21 protein-coding genes are annotated in these 24,814 nt (G+C 74.0%); 10 read left to right on the top strand and 11 right to left on the bottom strand.

Annotated features, from left to right (window positions below; genetic code table 11):
• Positions 1-175 precede the first annotated feature (175 nt).
• Positions 176-877: a spermidine synthase gene (locus tag ACIBH3_RS29565; protein WP_396315170.1), complete on the top strand. Its 702-nt coding sequence runs from the start codon at positions 176-178 to the stop codon at positions 875-877.
• A 77-nt stretch (positions 878-954) separates the two neighbouring features.
• On the opposite strand, the gene ACIBH3_RS29560 is transcribed toward ACIBH3_RS29565, so the two are convergent.
• The 3 genes from ACIBH3_RS29560 to ACIBH3_RS29550 form a co-directional block, all read right to left on the bottom strand.
• Entirely contained in the window at positions 955-3,222 is a 2,268-nt protein-coding gene (locus ACIBH3_RS29560) for a glycosyl hydrolase family 18 protein (RefSeq protein WP_396315169.1), read from the bottom strand.
• Between the two features lie 346 nt (positions 3,223-3,568).
• Positions 3,569-5,428 (bottom strand): hypothetical protein, encoded by a 1,860-nt coding sequence (locus ACIBH3_RS29555; protein WP_396315168.1) that lies wholly within the window; start codon positions 5,426-5,428, stop codon positions 3,569-3,571.
• A 388-nt stretch (positions 5,429-5,816) separates the two neighbouring features.
• The gene (locus ACIBH3_RS29550) at positions 5,817-6,617 is read right to left on the bottom strand and encodes a TetR/AcrR family transcriptional regulator (protein WP_396315167.1); all 801 of its coding nucleotides are present in this window, start codon (positions 6,615-6,617) and stop codon (positions 5,817-5,819) included.
• Positions 6,618-6,850: 233 nt separating this feature from the next.
• Between ACIBH3_RS29550 and ACIBH3_RS29545 the strand changes: the two genes are divergently transcribed.
• Both ACIBH3_RS29545 and ACIBH3_RS29540 read left to right on the top strand, forming a co-directional pair.
• Positions 6,851-7,606: a molybdopterin-dependent oxidoreductase gene (locus ACIBH3_RS29545; RefSeq protein WP_396315166.1), complete on the top strand. Its 756-nt coding sequence runs from the start codon at positions 6,851-6,853 to the stop codon at positions 7,604-7,606.
• The gene (locus ACIBH3_RS29540; protein WP_396315165.1) at positions 7,590-8,225 is read left to right on the top strand and encodes a cytochrome b/b6 domain-containing protein; all 636 of its coding nucleotides are present in this window, start codon (positions 7,590-7,592) and stop codon (positions 8,223-8,225) included. Before ACIBH3_RS29545 ends, ACIBH3_RS29540 begins: the two co-directional genes overlap by 17 nt.
• Here ACIBH3_RS29540 and ACIBH3_RS29535 read toward each other — a convergent pair.
• Positions 8,201-8,710 (bottom strand): NUDIX hydrolase, encoded by a 510-nt coding sequence (locus ACIBH3_RS29535; protein WP_396315164.1) that lies wholly within the window; start codon positions 8,708-8,710, stop codon positions 8,201-8,203. The two genes, ACIBH3_RS29540 and ACIBH3_RS29535, sit on opposite strands and share 25 nt — an antisense overlap.
• A 263-nt stretch (positions 8,711-8,973) precedes the next feature.
• Here ACIBH3_RS29535 and ACIBH3_RS29530 point away from each other — a divergent pair, with 263 nt between their 5' ends.
• Entirely contained in the window at positions 8,974-10,209 is a 1,236-nt protein-coding gene (locus tag ACIBH3_RS29530; protein ID WP_396315163.1) for a serine hydrolase domain-containing protein, read from the top strand.
• A gap of 206 nt (positions 10,210-10,415) precedes the next feature.
• Here the strand turns inward: ACIBH3_RS29530 and ACIBH3_RS29525 are convergent, their stop codons facing one another.
• The gene (locus tag ACIBH3_RS29525) at positions 10,416-10,739 is read right to left on the bottom strand and encodes a nuclear transport factor 2 family protein (RefSeq protein ID WP_396315162.1); all 324 of its coding nucleotides are present in this window, start codon (positions 10,737-10,739) and stop codon (positions 10,416-10,418) included.
• 207 nt (positions 10,740-10,946) lie between these two features.
• On the opposite strand from ACIBH3_RS29525, the gene ACIBH3_RS29520 reads away from it, so the two are divergent.
• Both ACIBH3_RS29520 and ACIBH3_RS29515 read left to right on the top strand, forming a co-directional pair.
• Entirely contained in the window at positions 10,947-11,375 is a 429-nt protein-coding gene (locus ACIBH3_RS29520) for a DUF6325 family protein (protein WP_396315161.1), read from the top strand.
• Between the two features lie 7 nt (positions 11,376-11,382).
• Complete coding sequence (locus ACIBH3_RS29515; protein WP_396315160.1) at positions 11,383-11,667, top strand: SHOCT domain-containing protein; 285 nt, start codon at positions 11,383-11,385, stop codon at positions 11,665-11,667.
• 145 nt (positions 11,668-11,812) lie between these two features.
• Here ACIBH3_RS29515 and ACIBH3_RS29510 read toward each other — a convergent pair whose 3' ends face one another.
• The 3 genes from ACIBH3_RS29510 to ACIBH3_RS29500 all read right to left on the bottom strand — a co-directional run bounded on the left by ACIBH3_RS29510 (position 11,813) and on the right by ACIBH3_RS29500 (position 15,035).
• A complete protein-coding gene (locus ACIBH3_RS29510; protein ID WP_396315159.1) occupies positions 11,813-12,262 on the bottom strand; it encodes a DUF779 domain-containing protein in 450 nt (149 codons plus the stop codon).
• A 1-nt stretch (position 12,263) separates the two neighbouring features.
• Positions 12,264-13,787: an aldehyde dehydrogenase family protein gene (locus tag ACIBH3_RS29505; RefSeq protein WP_396315158.1), complete on the bottom strand. Its 1,524-nt coding sequence runs from the start codon at positions 13,785-13,787 to the stop codon at positions 12,264-12,266.
• Positions 13,788-14,084: 297 nt separating this feature from the next.
• Positions 14,085-15,035: a terpene cyclase gene (locus tag ACIBH3_RS29500; RefSeq protein WP_396315157.1), complete on the bottom strand. Its 951-nt coding sequence runs from the start codon at positions 15,033-15,035 to the stop codon at positions 14,085-14,087.
• 236 nt (positions 15,036-15,271) lie between these two features.
• Here ACIBH3_RS29500 and ACIBH3_RS29495 point away from each other — a divergent pair, with 236 nt between their 5' ends.
• Both ACIBH3_RS29495 and ACIBH3_RS29490 read left to right on the top strand, forming a co-directional pair.
• Entirely contained in the window at positions 15,272-18,262 is a 2,991-nt protein-coding gene (locus ACIBH3_RS29495; RefSeq protein ID WP_396315156.1) for an ATP-binding protein, read from the top strand.
• 286 nt (positions 18,263-18,548) lie between these two features.
• The gene (locus tag ACIBH3_RS29490) at positions 18,549-19,631 is read left to right on the top strand and encodes an aldose epimerase family protein (RefSeq protein WP_396315155.1); all 1,083 of its coding nucleotides are present in this window, start codon (positions 18,549-18,551) and stop codon (positions 19,629-19,631) included.
• 79 nt (positions 19,632-19,710) lie between these two features.
• On the opposite strand, the gene ACIBH3_RS29485 is transcribed toward ACIBH3_RS29490, so the two are convergent.
• Positions 19,711-20,211: a GNAT family N-acetyltransferase gene (locus ACIBH3_RS29485; protein WP_396315154.1), complete on the bottom strand. Its 501-nt coding sequence runs from the start codon at positions 20,209-20,211 to the stop codon at positions 19,711-19,713.
• Positions 20,212-20,263: 52 nt separating this feature from the next.
• Between ACIBH3_RS29485 and ACIBH3_RS29480 the strand changes: the two genes are divergently transcribed.
• Complete coding sequence (locus ACIBH3_RS29480) at positions 20,264-20,992, top strand: helix-turn-helix transcriptional regulator (RefSeq protein WP_396315153.1); 729 nt, start codon at positions 20,264-20,266, stop codon at positions 20,990-20,992.
• Between the two features lie 65 nt (positions 20,993-21,057).
• Here the strand turns inward: ACIBH3_RS29480 and ACIBH3_RS29475 are convergent, their stop codons facing one another.
• Together ACIBH3_RS29475 and ACIBH3_RS29470 are read right to left on the bottom strand one after the other, a co-directional pair.
• The gene (locus tag ACIBH3_RS29475; RefSeq protein ID WP_396315152.1) at positions 21,058-22,251 is read right to left on the bottom strand and encodes a globin domain-containing protein; all 1,194 of its coding nucleotides are present in this window, start codon (positions 22,249-22,251) and stop codon (positions 21,058-21,060) included.
• 82 nt (positions 22,252-22,333) lie between these two features.
• Entirely contained in the window at positions 22,334-23,122 is a 789-nt protein-coding gene (locus ACIBH3_RS29470; protein WP_396315151.1) for a hypothetical protein, read from the bottom strand.
• A gap of 336 nt (positions 23,123-23,458) precedes the next feature.
• On the opposite strand from ACIBH3_RS29470, the gene ACIBH3_RS29465 reads away from it, so the two are divergent.
• Complete coding sequence (locus ACIBH3_RS29465; protein WP_396315150.1) at positions 23,459-24,739, top strand: extracellular solute-binding protein; 1,281 nt, start codon at positions 23,459-23,461, stop codon at positions 24,737-24,739.
• Positions 24,740-24,814: the final 75 nt, after the last annotated feature.

Genomic DNA, 24,814 nt, shown 5'->3' with positions numbered 1-24,814 from the left:
GTTCGCGTGTCCGGGAGGCGGTGCGGCGCGGAGCGGGTGCGGCGCGGGAGCGGGAGCGGAGTGGGAAGTCGGTCAGGCCGACTTCCGGTGCGCGGGCCGGCACTTGGCCGAGGGCGGCGCTCGGCTAGAGTCGGACCGTATCCAGACCGTTCCGTGAGTACACCGAGGACCGCGCATGGCCACCGCACCGCCCGACCGGGACGGCCTCGACGCCGTCGAACTGCTCGACCGCCGGGAGGGCCCCTACGGGGAGGTGGTCCTGCGGCGGCGCGGCGAGCACTTCGAGATCATCGCCAACGGCTGCTTCCTGATGGACACCGCGGACGGCCGCTCCGAGCGCCTGCTGATCCAGGCCGCGCTGGACGGACTCGGCCCCGGAGTGGTGGGCCCGTCCGTCCTGATCGGCGGCCTGGGCGTCGGCTTCTCGCTCGCGTACGCGGCGGCCGAGCCGCGCTGGGGCCGGATCGTGGTCGTCGAACGGGAGGGCTCGATCATCCACTGGCACCGGGGCGGCCCGCTGGGGGCGTTCTCGGCCGGAGCCCTGGACGACCCCCGGGTCGCGGTGCTCCACACCGACCTGCTGGAGTACCTGGCCGCGCCCGAGGGCGAGCGCTTCCACGCGCTCTGCCTGGACATCGACAACGGCCCGGACTGGACGGTCACCGACTCCAACGCCGGGCTCTACGGCTCGGCGGGGCTGGCCCGGCTGTGGCGGCGGCTGCTGCCGGGCGGGGTGCTGGCGGTGTGGAGCGCGCAGCCGTCGGCCCCGTTCGAACAGGCGTTGCGTGCGGCGGGGTTCGCGGACGTCGTCACCCACGAGGTCCCGGTGGCCCGGGGTGTGCCGGACATCGTCCACCTGGCGCGACGCGCGGCCTGAGCGGCCCCGGGGCGCACCCGGGGCGGCCGGCGGTGCCCGCCACCCCGGCCGGGGCGGCGGGCACCGAGGTCAGCGGGTCACCGCAGGCCGTTGTCGACGGCGGCCATCAGCTCGCCGTTCGCGGTGTCGCCGTCGAATGACCACACCATCGCGCCGGCCAGCCCCTGAGCCTTGATCCAGGCGGTCTTGCGGGTGATCTCGGTCGGGTCGTCGTAGGTGTAGAACACCGACCCGTTGTAGAGGTACGCGAAGCCGGCCACCGGGTCCCGGTAGACGGTGTAACCACCGCTCGCCGCCATGTCCTTGAGCTTGTGGTAGTCCTCGTACCCGGGCTCGTAGCTGCCCGGCGCGGGCCCGGTGCCGGTCTGGAAGAGGCCGTTGGTGGTGCCGCGCGGCACGCCCGTCCAGCCGCGTCCGTAGAACGGCACGCCGAGCGTCAGCTTGCTCTTCGGGGCGCCGCCGGTGACGTAGGCGTTGATGGCGATCTCGGAGCTGAACCGCTGGTTCGCCGGGCTCGGGTCGCCCGCCGGGAGCCTGAGCGCGGACTGCTGGTTGGCGACGTTCTCCCAGCCGCCGTGGTAGTCGTAGCCCTGGACGGTGGCGAAGTCGAAGGCGCCGAACAGGCCGGGGATGTCCACGCCCGCCGAGATCTTCGCCGGGTCCGCCGGGAGGAAGGCGCTGAGCGCGTAGTGCTTGCCGGTGGTGGCGCCGAGCGCGTCCAGCTGGCGGCGGAACTCCCGGGCCAGCAGGGTGTAGTTGGCCTTGTCGGCGGGCTTGAAGATGTTGCCGAGATGCCCGTCGGAGTTCGGCCACTCCCAGTCGAGGTCGATGCCGTCGAAGATGCCGGCCGCGCTGCCGGCGCCGCCGCGGCCGTCGACGACCGGCAGGTTGCCCTTGATGTACATGTCGATGCAGGAGCTGACCAGCGCCTTGCGGGAGGCGTCGGTGGCGGCCGCGTCGGAGAACCACTTGCTGTACGACCAGCCGCCCAGCGAGATCTGGATCTTGAGGTTGGGGTACTTGGCCTTGAGCTGCTTCAGCTGGTTGAAGTTGCCCGCCAGCGGCTGGTCCCAGGTGTCGGTCTTCCCCGCCACCGAGTTGCCGGCGTCCCAGCCCTTGCCGAAGTCCGCCCAGGCGTCACCGGCGCCGTCACCGGCGTTGGGGTCGGAGTCGTTGCCCGCCGCCTTGTTGGTGATGAAGCACTGCTTGGTGGCCGGGTGGATGTTGGCGAAGGCGTAGTTGAGCGTGGTGAGCCGGCCGGCCGAGCCCGAGGTGTCCAGCTGCTTCACGCTGTAGCCGCGCGCGTAGATGCTCCACTGGGTGAAGTAGCCGATCTTCAGCGCGCCGCCCGGGTCGGTGCCGCCGGCCTGCGTCCGGGCCGTGACCGGGCCGGAGGCGGGGGAGGTGTTCCCGGCCGCGTCCCTGGCCCGGACCGTGAAGGTGTACGAGGTGTCGGGCGCGAGCCCGGTGACCGTCACGGCCGGGCCGGCCGCGCCGGCGGCGAGCGCCGTCCCGTTGTAGACGTCGTAGGCGGTGACCCCGACGTTGTCGGTGCTGGGCGTCCAGCCGAGCGACACGCTGGTGGAGCTCGTCCCGGTGACGGCCGGGGTGCCGGGGGTGGTGGGGGCCTGCTTGTCCGGCGTGGTCGGCGCCTTGGTGGTCGCGCTGACGGGCCCGGCGGCGGCCGAGCGGTTGCCCGCCGCGTCGAAGGCCTGCACGGTGAACCGGTACGTGGTGGCGGCGGTCAGCGCCCGGACGGTGGTCGAGGTGCCGTTCACGGTGGCGACCCTGACGCCGTCCTGGAACACGTCGTACCCGGCCACCCCGACGTCGTCGGTGCTGGCCGTCCAGGCGAGGTCGGCGGTCGTCTCGGTGGTGCCGGTCACCTGGAGGCCGCCCGGCACGCTCGGCGGGCTCTGGTCGGTACCGGAGCCGCCGTCGCAGGGCTGCCCGTTCAGCTTGCAGTTGAGCAGCGGCTTGTAGCCGCCCGAGTAGGCGATGTTGAAGCCGAAGCTGTACGAGCCGCCCGCCGGGATGGTGTTCGCCCAGCCCGGGTTCTTGACCGTCACATGCGGGGCGGCGGTGATGTACGTCGCGTTCCACAGCGAGGAGACGGTGTTGGCGGCGGGCAGGTCGAACTCCAGGGTCCAGCCGTTCAACGCGGTGGAGGAGCCGTTGGTGATGGTGTAACCGCCCTCGTAGCCGCTGCCCCAGTCGCTGCCCTTGGCGAACGCCGCGGTGGGGGCGGCGGCGTGGGCGGCGGTGGCGGGCAGAGCGACCGCGAACAGCGGTGCGAGCACGGTCCCGGCGGCCAGCAGCGGGAGTCGGATCCGACGTCTGCGCATGGATGTGGCTCCTGTCCTGGGGCGCCGGGGCATGCCGGGGCGCCCCGTTACCTGTGGGGAGGTGTCAGGTGCGTGGAGCGGCACCGTGCCGCGCCCCGGCCGTCGCGGCAGGGCGGAGCGGGAGCCTCGGGCCGTCGGGTTGCCATGGAGGATCCGGTGTCAGTGCGAGGGTAGGGAGCCGGTGCGCAACTGGCAATAGGTCTGTACCAGTTGGGGTGTGGACCTGACAGCTGGCGGCGGGGCGACGGCCGGTGGCGGGCAGTCGAACGCCCCGACGGCCGACCCCACGGGGCCGGTCGCCGGGGCGACGGGTACGACGAGGAGGGCCGGCCCGTTCGGCAGGACCTCAGCCGAACGGGCTGGTCTCCGGCGCCGCGGGCTGGGCGGCCTCCGCCGGGGCGGCGGGTGCGGCGGAGGGGGCCTGCGGGGCGAAGGGGTTGAAGTCCGGCGGCGGGACGTGCACCGGGGTGCCCTTCTTGGGCGCCGCGCCATCGCCCCCGGCGGCCGGGGCGGCGGGCGTGGCCGGGGGCGCCGCTGGCACGGGCGGTACGGGCGGGGCCGGCAGGGTGGCCTGCGGCAGCGTGGTGCCGAACGGGTCGGTCGGCTGGGCGGCCGTCACCGTACCGAAGGGGTCCGCCGCCGGGGGCGCGGCCGGTGCGGCGGCCGGGGCCGGCGGTGCGGCCGCGGTGGTGCCGCTCTGCGGGGCGAAGGGGTTGAAGTCGGCCGGCGGGATCCGGACCGGGGTGCCCTTGGGCACCGTCGGGTCCGTGCCCGTCGTCGTGCCCGTCGCGGCGGGCGGCTGCGGGGCGAAGGGGTTGAAGTCCGGCGGCGGGATCCGCACCGGGGTGCCCTTGGGGGCCTGCTCCGCCGAGGCGAGCTCGGTCGCAGCCGGCACCGACGCGTCCGTCTGCGGGGCGAAGGGGTTGAAGTCGGCCGGCGGGATCCGGACCGGAGTGCCCTTGGGCACCGTCGGGTCCGCGTCCGCGGCGACCGCTGTGGCGACCGGCACGGCGGGCGGAGCTGCGGGCGGCAGCGGCACCGCGGCGGGTGCGGGGGCCGGCACCGCCGGTGCGTGCGCCGCGGGTGCGGCAGCGGCGACCGGCTGGGCCGGGATCGGCGCGAGCGTGCGCCCGTCCACCCCGTCCCAGGCGAACTGGACGCTCTTCAGCAGCTCGGCGAAGACCCCGGTGTACAGCTCCCAGTCCTCGGTGTGGGCGGTCGCCAGCTGGACGCAGAGCACCGAGGCCGCGTCCGGCAGCGGCACGAAGGCCTCCACGACGGCGCTCACCGTCCAGCGGCGCAGCCCGTCCTCGGCCAGCTCGGCGGGCACCGGGACGGTACGGCCCTCGACCAGTACGGCGGCCGGCCCGGCGGGCAGCAGGACCGTCCACACCTCGGCCTGCGGGCGGGTGGTGGCCAGCTCGGTGGCGAGCTGGGAGATCGGGAGCGGGTGGTGGGTGAGCGAGACGACCAGCGAGGCGTCGGTTGGCCGCCCGTTCGCCTGGAGCACCGAGAGGCCCGCGAAGACCGTGCCGGAGCCGGCGATCAGCTCGGCCAGGGTGGCGGCCACGACGGCGAAGTCACGGCGCTCGGCCGGGCCCGTACCGCTGAAGAGCTCCTCGGTGGTCTCGGACAGATGCAACGTCAGGTCGGTCCCGGCGTCGGCGCGGGTCAGGGCGTGGAACACCGGCGGTACGACCAGTCGCATCCCGGCGCCGGCGCCGGACGCCAGCTCGACGGGCACCCGGGTCTGCTGCCCGGCGGCGAGGTCGGCCAGCGCGGCGGTGAAGGGCGGGCGAAGCTTCGGGTCCGTGACCTCGCCGGCCACCGGCAGCCCGAACAGCGCCATGGCCAGGCCCTCGGGGCCCGCGCCGCGTCCGCGCACCGGTCCTGCGCCGAAACGCTCCAGCAGCGCGGCCGCGGTGGCGGCGCCGGCGGTGGTGGGCGCGGTGCGGGCGGTGGCCGCGGCGACGACGGTGCCGAGCTGAGCCACGCTCAGGTAGGTCCGGCCGGCCTCGACCGGCAGCTCGAAGAGCGTCTCGGCTGCCGGGTGCGCGGCCGCGCGCAGCGCGGTCAGCGAGGCCAGCGGGTAGCGCGACGCGCGGGCGCGCACCAGGGCGTCGGTGACCGCGTCCAGTGTGGCGGAGACCTGTTCCGCCGTGGCGAACGGAGCGGCCTCCGCCTTGGTGTAGCCGTCCTGGGTCATGGTGGCGAGCCCCCCGCTCTACTGCGTCCGCTGATCGTCCGTGATCTGCCCAATTTCTATCAGAAGCTGCCGCCCGATCAGAACCCGCGGACCGCAGGATGGACATCGCCGAGGCCGTACCCGGGGGAGCGGGGCGGGGTGGCCGCGGTCCGGGCGCGCGGGGGCATGGTGCGTTCGGCTTCGGGTGGGTGGCCGGGGTGTGCTGCGGGCCGTTCGGTGGGCAGGTGCGCTCCGGCCTGCCGCATGCCGTCGCGGGTTCGGGGGCGCGTGGACGCGCGGGTACGGCGCCGGCCGGAGCCGTACGCCGGGTCGGCGGGGGGCAGCCGACTGCCCGGCCCGTTCACAGCCCGGCTGGGCGGCCCGTTCACGCCACGGCTGAGCGGCCCCTTCAGGCCTGGGGTGGCGCCGAGAGGCGGCCGAGTGCCTCCGCCAGGCCCGGGACGGTCAGCAGGCCCGCCAGCTCGCGTACCAGCTGCCCGGTCGGCCCCTGCGGCTGCTCCTCGGCGAAGAATCCGGCGATCTCGGCGGCCAGGGCGGGCTCCCGGGCAGCGGTCAGGGTCAGCGCGGCGACGAACTCCTGCACCAGCCGCAGCTGTACCTCCTCGCGCGGCACGCTCCGGTCGGTGAGCCACTCCAGCGCGGTGATCTCGGCGTTGGCGATCCAGGCCCGGACGGTCAGCCGCAGCCCGGCGCTGGGCGCCGGCACCGCGAGGTGGAGCAGGATCTGGTCGTGCGCGGCCCGCCGGACCTCGTCGATGACCGCGTTGGTGCCCGGGCTGGCCGCGACCGAGCCACCGCGCAGCAGCGCCGCGAAGCCGGGGCCGTGGCTCTGCGCGAACTCCAGGTAGCGCCCCATCACCCGGTGGAGCCGCTCGGAGAGCGGGCCGGTGGCGGGCTCCTCGAAGCGCCCGGCGAGCTCCTGCCCGGCGCGGCGCAGCGACTCCTCGTACAGCGCCTGCTTGCCGGGGAAGTAGTGGTAGACCAGCGGCCGGGAGGCTCCGGCGGCGGCCGCGATGTCGTCGATCGAGACGTCCTCCGGTGGCTGCCTGCTGAACAGCTCCAGCGCGACGGCGATCAGCTGCTCGCGCCGCTCGTCCACGCTCAGCCGGCGGCGGGGCCGCTCGGCCGCGCCGTTCTCGGCCTTCTGCCGCTCGGACCTGGGCGCCGCCGGAGGCGTACGGGAAGCCATGGGCGCCACCCTATCCGGCTCGCGCGCCCCCTACGGGTGCCGGGGCGAGGCACCCCGCGCGGGATCCGGCGGGCATGCGGGCGGGGCCTCCGGGCCGCCGTCCGGGCCGCCGTCCGGGCCGGAGAGGAGCCCGGGTGAGCCCGGGGGCCCGGGGTGGCGGCAGAAGATGACGAAACGCTGACGTCCCCGCCCCCGACCTGGCCACACCGGCCGTGAGCTGGTCGAATCGAGGTGTGAACGAGACCCCGTCCGAACCCGGCGGTTCCACCGGAGGCGGCACTCCCCCCGAGCGCGGCGCTCCCGTCGGCCGCCGCGTGATCCTCGGCATGCTGGGCCTGGGCGTGGCCGGAGTGGCCGCCGGCCCGTACCTTCAGCGCGCCGCCGACACGGTGCTGGCGAAGGTCAGCGACAAGGATCCGACCGGTATCACCGGCCTGTTCCCCGGCGGCGGCTTCCGGTACTACTCGGTGGTCGGCTCCGTCCCGGAGCGTTCACCCGAGGAGTACACCCTCACCGTGGACGGCCTGGTCGACCGCCCGGGCACGCACCGCTTCGCCGACCTCCAGGCCATGCCGCAGACCAGGATCGTCCACGACGTGCAGTGCGTCACCGGCTGGCGGGTGCCCTCCACCCCGTTCGAGGGCGTGCGGCTCTCCCACCTGCTGGACGCGGCCGGTGTGCGGCCGGGCGCCACCGCCGTACGGTTCACCTGCTTCGACGGCAGCTACACCGAGAGCCTCACCCTCGACCAGGCCCGCCGCGACGACGTCCTGGTCGCGCTGCGGATGGAGGACGGGCCGGTCACCCACGCGCACGGCGGCCCGGTGCGGTTGTACGCGGCGCCGATGTACTTCTACAAGTCCGCGAAGTGGCTGTCCGGGATCACCCTCACCCCCACCGTCCAACCCGGCTACTGGGAGCACTACGGCTATGACGTCGACGCCTGGGTCGGGAAGTCCAACCGGCGCGACGATGCCCCGACCGGCTGACCCGCCCGGCGGCGACCGGCTCGCGCGCTTCGCCCGCGCCGAGCGCTGGACGCACCGCGCCACCTCCGCCCTGATGCTCAGCTGCATCGTGACGGCCGCCTGCCTGTACCTTCCGCAGCTCTCGCAGCTGGTCGGCCGCCGCCGGCTGGTCGTGGTGGTGCACGAGTGGTCGGGGCTGGCGCTGCCGGTGCCCGTCCTGATCGGTCTGGCCTCGCGGGCCCTGCGCGCGGACCTCGGGAGGCTCGGCCGGTTCGCACCGTACGACCGGCAGTGGCTGAGGGCGGTGCTGCGCCGTTCGCCGCGCCGCCGGGCGGGCAAGTTCAACGCGGGCCAGAAGCTGTACGCGGCGTGGATCGCCGGCGCGGCCCTGGTCATGCTCGGCACCGGCCTGCTGATGTGGTTCACCCACCTCGCGCCGCTCCTCTGGCGGACCGGCGCGACCTTCGTCCACGACTGGCTGGCGCTTGCCGTCGGGCTGGTGGTCGCCGGGCACATCTGGCTGGCCGTCCGCGACCCGGAGTCCCGGCGCGGGATGCGCACCGGGACGGTGGACCGCCGCTGGGCCGTGCGCGAGCACCCGGACTGGGACGGCGATCAGCCGGCCGAGGACTCCAGGTAGCGCCGGTAGGCCTCGCGCCCGTCCGGCACGAACTCGTACTCCGCGAGCCGCCCGGCCAGCTCCTCGCCGGTCAGCCAGCCGTACCAGCCGACCTCCTCCACCTGCGGCGAGACCGGGCCGTCCCACTCGGCCTCGTACACCCGGCACCACCAGGAGAGGGTGCCCTGCTCGAAGAGGAACCGGAACAGCGGGCGGGGCCGCACGCCGTCGACCCCGAGCTCCTCCTCGGCCTCGCGGACCGCCGCGTCCTCGTACGTCTCGCCGGCGCCGACCACCCCGCCCACGAACATGTCGTACGCACCGGGCGCGAACAGTTTGGTCTCGGTCCGGCGGTGGACGAAGATCCGCCGCTGGGGGTCCCTGACCAGGATGAAGACGCACCGGTGGGTCAGACCGAGCCGGTACACCTCCCCCCGGGTCGCGGTACCGGTGACCCGGTCGTGCTCGTCGACGACGTCCAGCAGTTCTTCGGCGGGGTTGGTCATGACCGTCACGGTACCCACCCGGCAACCCGCAGATCGCCCGGATAGGGTTTCGGAGCGACCGTCGGCCGGTCGGTCGATCGGCGATCAGACGGACGTCCAACCGGAGGGTCCGACCGGAGGGTCCGATCGACCGGAGGTCGTACGGTCGGATGGGTCGTACGGTCGTACCAGGCGGTCTGGCGGTACACCGGGACGCCGGGGCACCGGATGTCGTACAGCCGGTACGTCCGGGGCGGCCGGTACAGCGGAAGAGGCGGCGCGCGGTGGTGGAGATCTGGGGCGAGACGGCCGAGGGCTACGAGCCGGTGCGGGAGGCCTTCGCACGCAACTTCCGCCAGCACGGCGAGCTCGGCGCGGCCTTCGCGCTGTACGTCCGCGGCCGCAAGGTGGTCGACCTGTGGGGCGGCGACGCCAGGCCCGAGGTCGGCGGCCGGCCCGCGCCGGCCGTGCCCTGGACGGCCGACACCGCCCAGGTGCTGCGCTCCGTCACCAAGGGGCTGACCGCCACCGCCGCCCTGCACCTGGCCCAGAACGGCCGGCTCGACCTGGACGCGCCGGTCGCCTCCTACTGGCCCGAGTTCAAGGCGGCCGGCAAGGAGCGGGTGCCGGTGCGCTGGCTGCTCTCGCACGAGGCCGGACTGCCCGCGCTGGACGTACCGCTGCGGGTGGAGGACGTGCTCGCCTGGGAGCCGGCCGTGGCCGCCGTCGCGGCGCAGGCCCCCGCCTGGGAGCCCGGTACCGCCCACGGCTACCACCCGTACACCTTCGGCTGGCTGGTCGGGGAGGTGGTCCGGCGGGTGAGCGGGCGCTCCATCGGCGAGTACTTCGCCGAGGAGATCGCCCGCCCGCTCGGCCTGGACCTGTGGATCGGGCTGCCGGCCGGCGCCGCGCCCCGGGTCGGCAGACTGGTCGACCTGCCCGCGCCGGAGGCCTCCCACTTCGGAGCCGGCGGGCTGCGGCTGCGGCCCAAGCAGGCCGTGGTCGACGCCTACCAGGACCCCACCTCCCTGACGGCCCGCGCCTTCGCCGCCGTCCGCCCGGGCGTCGACCTCAACGACCCCGCCGTCCAGGCCGCCGAGATCCCCGGATCGGGCGGCATCGGCACGGCCCGCTCGCTGGCCCGCTTCTACGCCGCGCTGATCGGGGTCGCCGACCGGCACGGCGGGGCGCCCGGCGAGCCGCTGCCGCCGCTGCTCGGGCACCGGCTGCTGGTGGAGGCGATGGGGCCGGCGGTCAGCGGCCCCGACCGGGTCCTCATCGTCAGGTCGACCTTCGGCCTGGGCTTCTTCCGGCACGGACCGACCTCGCTGATGGCCTCGCCCGCCAGCTTCGGCCACCCGGGCCGGGGCGGCTCGCTCGGCTTCGCCGACCCGGAGCTCGGCATCGGCTTCGGCTATGTGACCAACGGGATGCAGCCCGGCGTCACGGGTGACATCCGCTCCCGGACCCTGGTCAAGGCCGTCCTGGACTGCCTGCCGGAGACCGCCGGACAGGCGTGAGCGCGGCGGCCGGCGCGGCCGATGTGGCGGGCGTGACGACGTGGCCCCGGCTGACCGGCGGCGCGCGGGCCCGACCACGCCCGTCCGTACGGGGCGGTGTGGGGCGGTGTACGGGAAGCGCGGCGGCGTACGGGGGCGGCGGCCGGGCGTGCTCTGCCCTCCGGGGTGCACGCGGTGCACCCCGCGCCCCCGTACGCGCCCGGGGCTCAGGCCTGTCCGGTCTCGAACCGGATGATCTTCCCCCCGTCCACGCTGAACCGCCAGGCGGTGCGCATCTCGCCCCAGGTGTCATTGCGGTAGTTGGCGGTCAGGGCGCGGCCCTGAGCCGACTCGGACTGGACGTCGATGTGCCCGCGCGAGGCGAAGATCTCCCGCTCGGTCCAGTCCTCCAGGTCCCGGTCCGTCCCGTCGTCGGACATCGTCGCGCCCGGCGCCAGCGCGGACCGGAACGCCTCCCGGTCGCCGGCGTTGATCGCGGCGACCAGGGCGCGGACCGCCGGGTCCGACAGCTTGTCAACGGCGATGGTCATCGGTGTTCTCCTTGCTGTTCCGTGCTCGGGTACTCGGGTGTCGGGGCGTCGGAGTGCCGGGGCGGTGCCCCGGATCCATGCCTCCGGGACCACGGTGAGGGCACCGGCGGTCCGATCCGTGGTCCCCTTCGCGGCGCGTCGGCGATTTCCGCCATTCGTGTGCTTGACTCCCGCTACGGGTGAATCGCGTACGGAAGGGAGTCCTGGATGGGGCCGGCCGAACTGCTCGTCCTGACGTTCCCGCAGGAGACCATCACCGTCGAGGCCGCCACCGCCCTCGGCAAGCTGCGCACCGCGGGCGACATCAGGGTGATCGACTCGCTGGTGGTCACCCGGCACGCCGACGGCGAGGCGACGTACGCCGAACTCGCCGACTTCGAGCACCTGAGCGGCGTGGTCGTGCACGGCGGGGCCGAACTGCCGTTGATCGGACCGGAGGACGCGCAGGAGGCGGCCGAGCTGCTGGCGCCGGGCACGGTCGCGCTGCTTGTCCTCATCGAGCACGTCTGGGCTCAGGCCGCCGCCGACGCGCTGCGCGCGGTGGGCGGGCGGATCGCCTCGGGTGTGCGGATCCCGCCGGAGAACATCGAAGAGGCCGTCCGCGCCGCCAGGGCGCACCGCGCGGCCGGGAAGTGAGAACGCCATGTTCCGACCGCTGCGCCGCCCCATCAGCCCGCTGCGGGTGACCCGCCCGGTGGGGGCGCCGCTGGTCCGCGGGCTGGTCCTCGGCGGCGCCGCCTACGCGGCCGGCCGGCACCCGGCCCGCCCGCCGGGCGAGGAGCGCGAGGAGCAGGGAGGCCAGGACGGCGGGCGGGGCGCGGTGCCGGATCTCGCGCAGAAGCTCACGGACCTCGGCCGGATGGTCCAGCAGGGGCTGCTCACCCCGGAGGAGTTCGCCACCGTGAAAGCCAGGCTCCTCGGCGTCTGACCCGCGGAGTGGGAAGTCGGACCCGCTGACTTCCCACTCCGGCCCGGCGGTGGATCCCGGCCTCGGGTGCCCGCCCCGTGCGCCGTGCCGCCGTCGGCCGGGCCGTCACGCCGACAGCTGGTCCGTCACGCCGACAACCCGGCCGTCACGCCGACAGCTGGGCCGCCTCCGCGTCCGTGAGCAGGCGGGAGCGGGTGAGGAAGCGCCTCCCGGTGGGCGACTCCAGTGAGAAGCCGCTGCCGCGGCCGGGGACGACGTCGATGGTCAGGTGGGTGTGCGACCAGTGGGCGTACTGGTCGCGGGCCATCCAGACCGGGACCGGGTCCAGGCCCTCGACGTACAGCCGGCCGAGCAGGTGGTCGCTGTCCGAGGTGCGGAACTCGCCGGCGGGGTAGCACATCGGGGCCGAGCCGTCGCAGCAGCCGCCGGACTGGTGGAACATCAGCGGGCCCTGTTCGGCGGCGAGCAGCCGCAGCAGCTCGGCCGCCTGCTCGGTCACGGCCACCTGGGAGGCGGGCGACGCGGTGGACGGTCCGGCGACCGAGTCGGCGGGCGGTCCGGTGGGCGGTCCGGCGGGCATGCTGCCGGCGGGCATGCTAGAAGAACCCCAGCGCCTGCGGCGAGTAGCTCACCAGCAGGTTCTTGGTCTGCTGGTAGTGCTCCAGCAGCATCTTGTGGGTCTCCCGCCCGATACCGGAGTTCTTGTACCCGCCGAAGGCCGCGTGCGCGGGGTAGGCGTGGTAGCAGTTGGTCCACACCCGCCCGGCCTGGATGGCCCGCCCGGCGCGGTACGCCACGTTCCCGTCCCGGCTCCAGACCCCCGCGCCCAGCCCGTACAGGGTGTCGTTGGCCGTCTCGACGGCGTCCTCGAAGTCCTCGAAGCGGGTGACCGCGACGACGGGACCGAAGATCTCCTCCTGGAAGATCCGCATGCTGTTGTCGCCCTCGAAGACCGTCGGCGCGACGTAGTACCCGCCGGAGAGCGCGCCGCCGAGGTCCACCCGCTCGCCGCCCGCCAGCACCTTGGCGCCCTCGGCCTGCCCGATGTCGATGTACGAGAGGATCTTCTCCAGCTGGTCGTTGCTGGCCTGCGCGCCGACCTGGGTGTCGGTGTCCAGCGGGTTGCCCTGGCGCATCGCCTGCACCCGCGCCAGGCCGTCACCGAGGAAGCGGTCGTAGACCGAGGACTGGATCAGTGCCCGGCTGGGGCAGGTGCAGACCTCGCCCTGGTTGAGGGCGAACATCGCGAAGCCCTCCAACGCCTTGTCGTAGAAGGCGTCCTGTTCGGCGGCGACGTCGGCGAAGAACAGGTTGGGGCTCTTGCCGCCCAGCTCCAGGCTGACCGGGATCAGGTTGGCGCTGGCGTACTGCATGATGAGCCGGCCGGTGGTGGTCTCGCCGGTGAAGGCGATCTTGCGAATCCGGCTGCTGGAGGCCAGCGGTTTGCCGGCCTCCACCCCGAAGCCGTTCACCACGTTGACCACCCCGGCCGGCAGCAGGTCGGCGATCAGTTCGACCAGCAGCAGGATGGACGCCGGGGTCTGCTCGGCGGGCTTGAGCACCACGGTGTTGCCGGCCGCGAGCGCCGGGGCGAGCTTCCAGATCGCCATCAGGATCGGGAAGTTCCACGGGATGATCTGGCCGACCACGCCCAGCGGCTCGTGGAAGTGGTACGCCACGGTGTCGTCGTCGATCTGCGACAGCGCGCCCTCCTGGGCCCGCAGCGCGCCGGCGAAGTAGCGCAGGTGGTCGATGGCGAGCGGCAGGTCGGCGGCCAGCGTCTCACGCACCGGCTTGCCGTTCTCCCAGCTCTCGGCGACCGCGAGCTCCTCCAGGTGGTCGGCCATCCGGTCGGCTATCCGCAGCAGCAGCTGGGCGCGGTCGGCGGGGGAGGTGCGGCCCCAGGCGGGCGCGGCGGCGTGCGCCGCGTCCAGGGCAGCCTCGATGTCCTCGGCGGTGCCGCGGGCGACCTCGCAGAACACCTGGCCGGTGACCGGGGTGGGGTTCTCGAAGTACTGCCCGCGCACCGGGGGCCGCCACTCGCCGCCGATCCAGTGCTCGTAACGGGAGCGGAACTCGACGATGCTGTCGGGGTGGCCGGGGGGCTGGTAGACCGTCATGTCTCTGGGATTCTCCTCTGCTGTGGCCGGCGCCGCCCCGGCCCGCCCGGGGCGGCGCTGTGGACCGTTGGGCGGTCCGGCGGAAGGAATGGAGCAGGGAACGCGGGACGGAACGACGGAGGGGACGCGGACGCGGTGGAGGCGGGGAGAGGTGGTCGGTCGCCGGGCAGGAGGAGGCCGGGCGACCCGTCCGGGTACCCACCGTCGTGCACACTAGCCGGGGAGCGGACACTCGGCCACGGTGCGTGCATGATCGGGCGACGGACGGTGGCCGGGGCCATCCGCGTGGCGCCGGGGTCAGGCCGTTCGGTAGCGCCCGGTCCTGGCCTCCCAGCGCAGGTAGCCGGCCAGCCAGGTCACCAGTCCCTCGGCGTATCGCTGCGCGGCCCAGCGCTGGGTCCGGTCCAGGCCCAACCAGCTGTACGCTCTGGGCAGTTCGGCCACCAGCTCGGCGCAGCGCTCGACCATCAGCTGGGCCTCGGCGGTGACCACCGCGCAGGCCTCCTCGGCCGAGCAGCCCCGCTCCCGCTGGACGATCATCACCAGGTTGTTGACGTCGCCGCGCGGAGCCTCCAGTGCGTACGAGCGGACGTCGTTGCTGAGGGAAGGTATGTCCGCTGCGAGCTGCCGGAGTTGGCGCAGTACCGGGTGGTGGTAGGCGGCGGTCGGCACCTCGAAGCCGCCCAGCCGCTCGATCATGTCGAAGATGGTCTCCATCGCCGCGGTGCCGCGCCTGAGGATCAGGTAGCCGTCCCGGCTCGGGGCCTCGCCGGAGATCCGGCCGGCGGCCTCCGCCGGGTGGCTGGCGAAGTACCACTCCCAGTTGTACGCGGCACGCGCCCTCCAGCGCGCGGGCATGCTGCGTACGCTGCGGGCCCAGAGATCGGCGAAGGCGTTCTCGACGGCCGAGGACGGGTCCGGTCTAGCGCCGTGCAACACCTGGTTGAGCCGATCGCAGATCTTGGCCACCTCGGTGGGCTGCCGGCCGAGCGGCCCGTCGAACTGGTCGTCGAAGAGGAAGTAGAAGCCCATCAGATCGGCGGCCAGCGCGAGTTCGTCGGGCTCCGCCTCGGGGTAGCCCAGGGCGGCGAGCTCGACGACCTCCCAGTGGGCGTAGGCTGTGTGGCCGGTGCCGGACACCAGGTCGGGGTGCCGGTCGAGCCAGTCGCGGTGGTGTGCGGCGGCGTGGGTGTCGTGGGGGTTGCGGCGGTGCGGGAACGGAATCTGAAGTGAGCTGTCGTCAGACATCGGACTCCCGTTGCGGATGGGTGATCGGGTAGGCAGGGGATGATCAACTGTGCTCCCGCGGGCCGAAGAGTATCTGATGGAATGATCGGACGTTAGGGATAACAGGGCAATTGCCCCCGGCATCAGCTCCGAACCCTCCACGTTGGCCCTAGCCTGCGCGAATGCATCCCGGCGTGCCCCCACCGGCGCTAACCTCGGCACCAGGTAAAGGGATCGGCGAGGCGGAGGGCGTGGCGGTGGCCGAGCAGGAACGCGGAGCACAGCGGCAGGGCGGCGAGGGCGAGCAGAGCGCCGACCCGGGAGGCCCCCAGGTGCAGGCCCGGCTGCACGAGCGCGAGCCGGAGATCCGATCGGCCGACCTCGCCGTGGAGGCACTCTGCCGGGAGTTCGCCGCCGGTGGCACCGAGATCGGCGAACTGCTGATCTTCTCCGGTGCCCCCGGCCTGGGCAAGACCACCCTGCTGCACGAGGTGCGCAGGCTCGCCAGGCTCCGCGAGCGCACCACCGTGCTGTTCGCGCGCGGCGGTGAGCAGCAGTACAAGGAGCCGTACCACGTCCTGCGCCAGCTGCTCCAGCCCGTTCTCGGCGGGCTCGGCGAGAGCGAGCGCTCCGAGGTCTTCGGCAGCTGGTACGACGTGGTCGGCCCCGCCGTCGGCCTCTTCCAGCCCGGCGGCGGCTCCGACCCCATCGACCCGCAGGGCATCCGCGACGGCCTGGACTACGTCCTGACCCAACTCGCCCCGCGCCGCGCACCGTTGGTGATGATCGTCGACGATCTGCACTGGTCGGACCTGGAGTCGCTCAGCTGGCTCGCCTCGTTCGCCATCCGCTCCCGGGAACTGCCCGTCCTGCTGGTGCTCGCCCACCGCGACGAGGACAAAGAGTGGCACGAGGAGGCGCTTCCCTTCCGGCGCGGCATCCTCCAGTACGCCACCCGCCGCCACGAGTTGCGCGAGCTCACCCCGGCCACCGTCGCCGAGATGGTGCGCGACGCCCTCGGCCCCGCGGCGGAGGACCCGTTCTGCTACGAGTTCTGGTCGGTCACCCGCGGCAACCCCTACGACGCTGCGGCGCTGCTCGGGCAGGTCCTGGACCAGGACCTCGATCCCGTCGAGGACAACGTCGCCCAGCTGCGTGAACTCGCCGTCGAAGCCCGCGGGATGACCCTCAAGAGCTGGCTCGACAAGCTCGGCACCACCACCCTGCAGTTCGCCTGGGCCGCCGCGCTGCTCGGCACCGAGATCCGCCCCGACCTCGCGGCCCGGATCTCCACCCAGAATCTCGACACCGCCCGCGAGTCCATCCGCCAGCTGCGCAAGCGCCGTGTCCTCACCCAACTTCCAGGCGGCACGCTGGAGTTCGTCCACCCGCTGATCGGCTCCTCGATCTACCGGACGATGCCGCCCGCCGCCCGCACCGGGATGCACGGCGTCGCGGCCGCCGAGATCGAGAACGCCGGGCTCGGCCTGATCGCGGCCTCCCGGCACCTGGTGGAGACCCTCGCCGGCGAGGGCGACGACCGCACGGTGCGCAAGCTGCGCCGGGCCGCCGCCGAACACCTCGCCATCGGCGCCCCCGAGGCCGCCCAGCGCTGCCTCCAGCGCGCACTCAGTGAGCCGCCGGACGACGGCGACCGCGCCGAGGTGCTGTACGAGCTCGGCTGCTCCGCCCTGCTCACCGACCCCGCCGCCACCGTCAACCAACTGCGCCTGGCACTCGACCCGGACGAGGGGCTGCGCGCCGACCTCCGGGTCGACGCCACCTTCCGCCTCTCCGAGGTGCTCGCCCACAGCGGCGAACTCAGCGCGGCCGCCACCGTCTGCCAGGAGGAGGCCGAGCGGACCACCGACCCCCGGGGCCGGCTGCGCCTGGAGGCGGCCTCCTTCATGTGGCACGCCTTCCGCAAGGACGAGGAGGACGGCCCCGGCCGCTCGCGCCGCCTCGAACAGCTCTGGGCCACGCTCCAGGGGAGCGGCTCCGCCGACCAGGCCGTGCTGGCGATGCGGGCCTGGGACCTCACCCTGCGCGGCAAGCCCGCCGGCGAGGCGCTCAAGCTGGTCGACGAGGCTCTGGAGGACGGCCGGCTGCCGCAGGAGCTCAGCTGGACGGGCCCCACCTGGGGCTTCGAACTGCCCGCCATCATCGGGCTGACCTGCACGGACACCGACCGGCTGGCGCTCGCCGAGAAGCTCTTCGAGGGCGCGGTCATGGAGTTCGAGCTGGCGGGCTGGAGTGGCGCCCACCGCGGCTTCGCCTACTTCCTGATGGGCCTGTCCCGCTTCCGCCGCGGCCTGCTCGCCGAGGCCGAGGACTTCCTGCGCCGCGCCCTGCGGCTCTCCGAGCGGATCGCCCCCGACCTCCCGCTGCAGTGGGACACCGTCGGCGTGCTGGTGGACACCCTGCTCGCCCGCGGCCGGGTCGACGAGGCCTGGGAGCTCGCCCAGAAGTACCGCTTCGGCCCGCCGTACCACCCGACCGCGATGGTGCTGCCCGACGCGCCCTCGCTGTACGGCAAGCTGCTGCTCGCCAAGGGCAAGCGGGCGGCGGCCGCCGCCACCCTCACCGAGGTCGGCGCCCGGCTGACGGCGCGCGGCTGGCACAACACGGTCTGGGCGCCCTGGGCCGGGACCCTGGCCGTCGCGCTCGCGCCGGACGACCCCGACCGGGCCTGGGAGCTGGCCGGGCAGGCCGTCGCCCGCGCCGAGGAGTTCGGTACCGCCTCCGCGATCGGCAGCGCGCTGCGGCTGCACGCCGAGGTCGCCGACGGCGCGAAGGCGGTCCAGTTGCTGGAGCGGGCCGTCCGGTACCTCGGGCAGTCCCCGGCCGGCTACGAGCACGCCATCGCGCTGGTGGACCTCGGCTGTGCGCTGCGCCGGGTCGGGCGGCTGGACGACGCGGCCGAGTACCTCTACCAGGGCATCGAGCTCGCCCAGCACTGCGCCGCCGACGGCCTGGTCACCCGGGCCCGCCGCGAGCTGGCCCAGTCCGGCCTGCGCCCCAACCGGCTCCGCACGGTCAGCAAGGACGCGCTCAGCCAGCACGAGTGGGCGGTGGCCAAGCTCGCCGTGCAGGGCGTCCCGCCGCAGCGGATCGCCGAGCAGCTGGGCGTCCACCTGAGCCTGGTCAACCGGCGGCTCGCGGCCGTCCACCGCAAGGTCGGCACCGGGCCCGAAGGCCTGGCCTCCGCCCTCGGGCTGAGCCCGCGGGAGCCCGGCAGCCCGAGCTGAGCCCAGCCGCCCGGGGTGCCGGTCCCGCGCCGGCCGCCCTCCCGGTGCGGGGGCCTGTCCGACGGTTCCCGCCGGGCGCGCGCCGCCGGGCGTCCGGCCCGAACGCGCCGCCGAGTCGCCCGAGTACGACCCCCGTACGAGGGTGATCCGGCGGCACGCCGGGACGGACGCCCGACGACGCGCGCTTCTGCGGCGGTAACCGTCGGACAGGCCCTAGGCTGGCCGCGGCACAGAAGTCGACGCGGGGTGGCCGTGGCACGAGGCGGCGACCAGTGAGGAGCAGGCCATGGCGGTGCACCGGGCGGACGGCGCGCAGCAGACGGTCGTCCGGCGTGAGCCCTTCGAGCGCAGCGGCGCCGGCCTGGCGATCGAGCGCTGGACCCTGCGGGCCGGGCCGTACGAGGCGAGCGTGCTCAGTCTGGGCGCCACCCTGCACACCCTGCGCGCCCCCGACCGCTCCGGCGAGGACGGCCAACTGGTGCTCGGCAGCGACGAACTGCACCAGCTCCTCGGCCCGGCCCGGCACTACGGCGCCACCATCGGCCGGTACGCCAACCGGATCGCCGACAGTCGCGTCAACCTCGACGGCGTGGAGCATCCGCTCGCCCCGACCGGCGACGGTGTCACCATCCACGGCGGCCCGGACGGCTTCATGCACCGGATGTGGGCCACCGAGGAGATCCCAGGCGGGGTCCGGCTCTCGCTGCACAGCCCGGACGGCGACCAGGGCTTCCCCGGAGGGCTGAACGTCAGCGTCTCCTACACCCTGTCGGGTGTGGGCGAGTTGACCATCTCCTACCGGGCCGTCAGCACCAAGGACACCGTCGTCAACCTCACCAACCACGCCTACTTCAACCTGGGCGGCGAGGGCAGCGGCGACGTCCTGGGCCATCTGCTGACCGTGGACGCCGACGAGTACACCCCGGCCGACGAGCGGCAGATCCCGTACGGCCGGTACGAACCGGTGGCCGGTACGCCGTTCGACTTCACCACCGCCCGGCCGGTCGGCAAGGCACTCCGGGAGGACCACCCTCAGCTGGCCGGCCCCGGCGGCTACGACCACAACTGGGTGCTGCGCGCCCGGCCGGCGGACGGCACCCCCGCCCGCGCGGCGCTGCTGGAGGACCCGGCGAGCGGGCGCACCCTGGAGGTGCTGACCACCGAGCCCGGGATCCAGGTCTACACCGCCAACAAGTTCCAGGGCGCGGTGACGGGCGCGAGCGGGGTGCCGTACGGCCCGTACGCCGGCATCGCGCTGGAGACCCAGCACTTCCCCGACTCGCCGCACCACCCCGACTTCCCGAGCACCGAGCTACGGGCCGGAGAGGAGTTCCGCTCCACGACGGTGCTGCGACTGGGCGTCAGCTGACGGCGGCGCACCGGCGTGGGTCAGCCTGGTCGTCTCTCACCGCTCGTCTCTCACGCACTGGCCTCTCACAACCCGGGGCTCACAGCTCGCGGCGCATGCAGAGCCGAGGCCAGCGGTCCAGGCCGTGCGCGGCCTCCTGCCGCCGGATCTCCCGCAGGCCCGGGGTCAGCTCCGCGCCCGCCAGCGGCCGGAACCCGCACCTGCGGTAGTACGGCGCGTTCCAGGGGACGTCCGCGAAGGTGGTGAGGGTGAGCGCGGGCGCGTCGGTGGAGGCGGCGAGGTGGTCGATCAGCGCGCGGCCGACGCCCCGGCGGGCGTGGTCGGGGTGCACCGAGACCTGCTCGATGTGCAGGCAGCCGTCGACCGGCTCGCCGATCAGGTACGCCACCGGCCGGTCGGCGGCGTCGACGGCCGCCATTGCCGCGTGGCCGCCCTCCAGATAGCGGGCCAGCTCCGCGGTGGGGAGCGGCTCGTCGTCGGCGACGGCCGCCATGCCGAGGGCCCGGAAGCCCTCGCCGGCCGCGCGTTCGATGTCCTGGAGGAGCGGCAGGTCGTCCGGGGTCACGGCTCTGATGCGCATCCGCCCAGTCTCCCGTCCGGGCGCGGGCGGCGGCCACCGTATATTTGACGGTATGGACAGCAGTGACCCCGGTGTGCACAGGGCCCTCGCGGCGCCGGCCCGGCGGGCACTGCTGGCCGCGCTGACGGAGGCCGCCGAGCCACTGGACATCCGCCGCCTGGCCGAGTTGCTGGACCTGCACATCACCACGGTGCGCCACCACCTCACCGCCCTGGTCGAGGCGGGCCTGGTCGAGGTACGGCCGCAGGAGGCGAGCGGCCGTGGCCGGCCCCGGCTGACGTACGTGGCGGCGCCCGCCCGCGAGCAACTGGATGCGTACCGGACGCTGGTGGACGTGCTGTCGGCGGGCTACGGCCCGGCGGAGGCCGAGCGTTCGGCCCGCGCCGAGCGGGCGGGCCGCAGCTGGGGCGCAGCCGAGCCGGGCACCGGTGGCACGCTCGCCGACCAGGTGCTGGCCGAAGCCGGGCGCTGGGGCTTCCGGCCCGAGGCTGCCCCGGACGGATCCCAGGTCCTGCTGCACGGCTGCCCGTTCCTGCCGAACGCCCAGCGCCACCCCGAGGTGGTCTGCTCGGTGCATCAGGGACTGCTGGCGGCGATGGCCGAGCGGGCGGGCCGCCCGGGGGCGCTCAGCCTGCGTCCGTTCTCGGCCCCCGGGGTCTGCGCGGTGCTGATCGCGCCCGTCGGCGAGCACCACGACGGCGAGCTGCCCGCCAGTGAGAATCCCCACGGCCAGGAGCCCCCCGGAGCGGGGCCCGCCGGGGCCGGGGGCGACGCCCGCTGACTCGGCCGGCGCCACCCCCCACCGCCACCCCGGCCGGCGGCGGCCGCGCGGGCCGATCCCGCGCTTCAGTCGCCGGCGCGCCAGAGGTCGGGGCCGAACACCTCGTAGTGCACGGCCTCGGCCGGTATCCCGCGGCGCAGCAGCTCGGCGCGCGCGGCGCGCATGAACGGCAACGGGCCGCAGAGGTAGGCCTGCACCCCGTCCGGCAGGTCGGGTGCGCCGAGGTCGACCAGGCCCTTGCGGGCCGCGACCGCGTCGGCCTCCTCCTCGTACCAGCGGTGCAGGACGGCACCGGGCAGCGCGGCGACGAGCTCGCCGAGCTGCTGGGCGTGGGCGTGGTCGGCGGGGGAGCGGTCGCCGTGTACCGCGGTCACCGGGCGGGTGGAGCCGGTCCGGACGAGGTGATCGAGCATGCCGATCATCGGGGTGCAGCCGATGCCGGCGGAGGCGAGCAGCAGGGGGGTGTCACCGTCGGCCAGCGTCAGGTCGCCGAACGGCCGGGAGACCGCGAGCCGGTCGCCGGGGCGCACGTGCTCGTGCAGCCAGCCGGAGACCTCGCCATCCGGCGTCGCGCCGCCGTGCACCCGCTTCACGGTGATCCGCCACTGCCCGCGCCCGGGCGCGCAGGAGAGGCTGTACTGCCGGATCTGGCGCGCGCCGTCCGGCAGTCGCACCGCGACGCTGACGTACTGTCCGGGGCGGAAGTCCGGTGCCGGGCTGCCGTCGGAGGGCCGCAGGGTCAGCGAGAGCGAGTCCCGCGCCTGGGGCGTGCGGTCCACCACGGTCAGCTCCTGCCAGACCTCGCCCTCCTTGACCCCGGCCTCCTGGTAGAGCCGTGCCTCCAGGTCGGTCAGCTCGCCGGCCATCAGCCAGTAGACCTCGTCCCAGGCGCTCGCGACCTCGGGGGTGACGGCCTCGCCGAGCACCTCGACGATGGCGGTGAAGAGGTACTTCTGCACGGTCTCGTACTGCTGCGCGGTGACGCCCAGGGAGGCGTGCTTGTGCGCGATCCGCGCGAGCATCGCGCCCGGCCGCGCTCCCGGTTGCTCGACCAGCATCGTCGCGTACGCCGCGATGGCGCCGGCCAGGGCCTGGCGCTGGGAGCCGCTCGCCTGGTTGCCCCGGTTGAACAGGTCGCGTTCCAGCTCGGGGTGGTCGGCGAACATGCGGTCGTAGAACAGCGGGGTGATCTCGCCGATGGCGCCGCCGACGGCGGGCAGGGTGGCGCGGACGATCTCGGTCGACCGGTCGGAGAGCACGGATCCTCCAAGGTGAGGGGTGGGCTGACGGCGGTGCCGCGCTCTCAATATAGAGGACGACTGTCCTTTTAAATAGCGAGGGTCAGGAGGGGAGCACCCCGCAGAGGTCGCCGGTGCGCAGCGGAGTCCCGTCGGCGGTCAGGGCGGCCAGCAGCTCGGCCGGTGGCCGGTGTGCCCCCGCGGGTGGCTCGGCGGCGTGCAGCGGGATCACCCAGGGGGCGAGCGTGGCGGCGTACGGCTCCCCGTCGGGCGTGCGCCACTCCTGGAGCGCCACCGCGCCGAACACGTGCTCCGCGAAGTCCTCCGCGGCGAGGGCGCAGCCGGCCCGCGAGGGTGCCCCGACGACGTAGCCGACGCCCGTGGCGGCCTGCGGCCGGCCCGTCAGGCCCGGCGGTCGCCACGGCGGCTCGGCGCCCCCGGCGGAGGCCGGCGAATCCGCGACGGCCGACGACGTGCTCGCGACGGCCACCGACCCGGCCCGGCGGTGCCGGGCGGTCGCGGGCTGCCCGGGAGGCGTGGCCCCGAAGACCGTGAAGTCGGCCACCTCCACCGGCAGGTGCAGCCGCACCTCGTCGATCCGGTGCAGATTGCCCAGGACCAGCCGCAGCTGCTCCTCGCCGGTCAGCAGCTCCGTGATCCGGGCCCGCACGTACGCCCACTCGCGCGGGCCGCGCCGCAGGAAGCGGTTGAGGGAGCCGGTGGCGAGGTCGGCGCCCAGCGGCGTCCCGGCCCAGACGGCGGACAGGTCGAGCACCCGCTCGCCGACCGCCACCCCCACCCGGGGTTCGCCCGCGGGCCGACTGCCGCGCAGCGGGGTGAAGACGCCGTACGGCAGGTTCCCGGGCTCCGCCACCGACAGCCGGCTGTGCATCCTGCGATCTCCCTGGTCGAGCGCCTGCAAGGTTCTTGCGGCAACGGTGAGTGCCGACGGGTGGGGCGGCGGGCGGCGGGTCAGGGTGGGCGAATCGGGCGAACCGTAACAACGGCGACGCCCATCAACTACCGTGCGGCAACATCAAGGACACACGGACGTAACGATCCCCGGCAAGTTGCAGAAAGTTGCTGCAAGGACTTTCAGTGCCGGTTCCATCGCTGTTACGTTCCTCCCCAAGCCCGGCGGCCGCAACGGCGCAGTCGGCAACGGGACAGCCATTATGCGCCGTCCTCCACCAAAATCGGGCACCCCCACCCCTCCCTAGGAGTTCTCATGCGGCGTGGCATCGCGGCCTCTGCCCTCGTTGTGGCCCTCGCGGCCTCGATGGCTGCCTGTGGCAGCAGCGGCTCCAGCTCAGACGGCAAGGCCGACGGGCCGGTCAGCATCACCTACTGGGACACCTCGAACGCCACCAACGAGGCGCCGAACTACCAGGAGCTGGTCAAGAAGTTCGAGGCCGCCAACCCGAACATCAAGGTCGCTTTCGAGAGCGTGCCGTTCGACCAGGCGCAGAACAAGCTGCAGACCGCGATGGGGGCCAAGGGCGCACCGGACGCGTTCCGCTCCGAGGTCGGGTGGACCGCGGCCTTCGCCAAGGCTGGCTTCCTGGAGCCGCTGGACGGCACCCCCGCGGCCGCCGACGCCGCCGCGTTCCAGCCGAGCCTGATGCAGCAGGCCAAGTACCAGGGCAAGACCTACGGTATCCCGCTGGTCACCGACACCCTGGGCCTGCTCTACAACAAGGCGCTCTTCGCCAAGGCCGGCATCACCGCCGCCCCCAAGACCTGGGACGAGCTGAAGACCGACGCCGCCGCCCTCAAGGACAAGGCCGGCGTGGACGGCTTCTGGATGCGCGCCGGTGACGGCTACTACGCCATGCCGTTCCTCTTCGGCGAGGGCACCGACACCGTCGACGCCGCCGGCAAGAAGATCACCGTGACCTCGCCCGAGGCCCTCAAGGCGATCGACACCTACAAGTCGATGTTCACCGCGCCAGGCACGGTCAAGGCCGACGTCACCGCGGACTCCTACGCCCACATGATGGACGCCTTCAACGCCGGCAAGGTCGCGGCGATCATCCAGGGCCCGTGGGAGATCACCAACATCTACAAGGGCTCGGCCTTCGCCGACAAGACCAACCTCGGCATCGCCGCCGTCCCCGGCGGCTCCGCCGGCAAGTCCGGCGCCCCCACCGGTGGCCACAACATCTCGGTGTACGCCGGCTCCGACGCCGCCCACAAGGCCGCCGCCGAGAAGTTCGCCGCCTTCATGACCTCGGCCGAGAGCCAGGCGTTCATCGCGCAGAAGAACTCCACCCTGCCGACCCGCGCCGACGCCTACACCCCCGAGGTCAAGGGCGACCCGGGCATCGCCGGCTTCCAGGCGGTCCTGCCGAGCGCCCGCCCGCGCCCCGAGCTGCCCGAGTACAGCTCGCTGTTCGCCTCGCTCGGCACCAACCTCGGCAAGATCGCGCAGGACCAGGCCGCTCCGAAGGACGCCATGGACACCGTCGCGACCGACTACGCGAAGCTGCTCCCGGGCTTCGCCAAGTAGCACCCGCAGCCGCTCGGCCCACCGTGACCCGGTGGGCCGGGCGGCCCTCGGCCGTGGTCCAGGGCACCCGGCCGC

It is taken from the genome of Kitasatospora sp. NPDC050543, assembly GCF_044457565.1.
GTDB lineage: Bacteria > Actinomycetota > Actinomycetes > Streptomycetales > Streptomycetaceae > Kitasatospora.
Note: the sequence above shows the minus strand (reverse complement) of the source record. Positions and strands in the feature narration are given on the sequence as shown.

What these genes read in the sequence shown, in the direction of transcription:
- ACIBH3_RS29565 (WP_396315170.1), top strand. Translation starts at nt 176, where the DNA reads ATGGCCACCGCACCGCCCGACCGGGACGGCCTCGACGCCGTCGAACTG.
- ACIBH3_RS29560 (WP_396315169.1), bottom strand. Translation starts at nt 3,222, where the DNA reads ATGCGCAGACGTCGGATCCGACTCCCGCTGCTGGCCGCCGGGACCGTG.
- ACIBH3_RS29555 (WP_396315168.1), bottom strand. Translation starts at nt 5,428, where the DNA reads ATGACCCAGGACGGCTACACCAAGGCGGAGGCCGCTCCGTTCGCCACG.
- ACIBH3_RS29550 (WP_396315167.1), bottom strand. Translation starts at nt 6,617, where the DNA reads ATGGCTTCCCGTACGCCTCCGGCGGCGCCCAGGTCCGAGCGGCAGAAG.
- ACIBH3_RS29540 (WP_396315165.1), top strand. Translation starts at nt 7,590, where the DNA reads ATGCCCCGACCGGCTGACCCGCCCGGCGGCGACCGGCTCGCGCGCTTC.
- ACIBH3_RS29535 (WP_396315164.1), bottom strand. Translation starts at nt 8,710, where the DNA reads ATGACCAACCCCGCCGAAGAACTGCTGGACGTCGTCGACGAGCACGAC.
- ACIBH3_RS29525 (WP_396315162.1), bottom strand. Translation starts at nt 10,739, where the DNA reads ATGACCATCGCCGTTGACAAGCTGTCGGACCCGGCGGTCCGCGCCCTG.
- ACIBH3_RS29520 (WP_396315161.1), top strand. Translation starts at nt 10,947, where the DNA reads ATGGGGCCGGCCGAACTGCTCGTCCTGACGTTCCCGCAGGAGACCATC.
- ACIBH3_RS29515 (WP_396315160.1), top strand. Translation starts at nt 11,383, where the DNA reads ATGTTCCGACCGCTGCGCCGCCCCATCAGCCCGCTGCGGGTGACCCGC.
- ACIBH3_RS29510 (WP_396315159.1), bottom strand. Translation starts at nt 12,262, where the DNA reads ATGCCCGCCGGCAGCATGCCCGCCGGACCGCCCACCGGACCGCCCGCC.
- ACIBH3_RS29505 (WP_396315158.1), bottom strand. Translation starts at nt 13,787, where the DNA reads ATGACGGTCTACCAGCCCCCCGGCCACCCCGACAGCATCGTCGAGTTC.
- ACIBH3_RS29500 (WP_396315157.1), bottom strand. Translation starts at nt 15,035, where the DNA reads ATGTCTGACGACAGCTCACTTCAGATTCCGTTCCCGCACCGCCGCAAC.
- ACIBH3_RS29490 (WP_396315155.1), top strand. Translation starts at nt 18,549, where the DNA reads ATGGCGGTGCACCGGGCGGACGGCGCGCAGCAGACGGTCGTCCGGCGT.
- ACIBH3_RS29485 (WP_396315154.1), bottom strand. Translation starts at nt 20,211, where the DNA reads ATGCGCATCAGAGCCGTGACCCCGGACGACCTGCCGCTCCTCCAGGAC.
- ACIBH3_RS29480 (WP_396315153.1), top strand. Translation starts at nt 20,264, where the DNA reads ATGGACAGCAGTGACCCCGGTGTGCACAGGGCCCTCGCGGCGCCGGCC.
- ACIBH3_RS29470 (WP_396315151.1), bottom strand. Translation starts at nt 23,122, where the DNA reads ATGCACAGCCGGCTGTCGGTGGCGGAGCCCGGGAACCTGCCGTACGGC.
- ACIBH3_RS29465 (WP_396315150.1), top strand. Translation starts at nt 23,459, where the DNA reads ATGCGGCGTGGCATCGCGGCCTCTGCCCTCGTTGTGGCCCTCGCGGCC.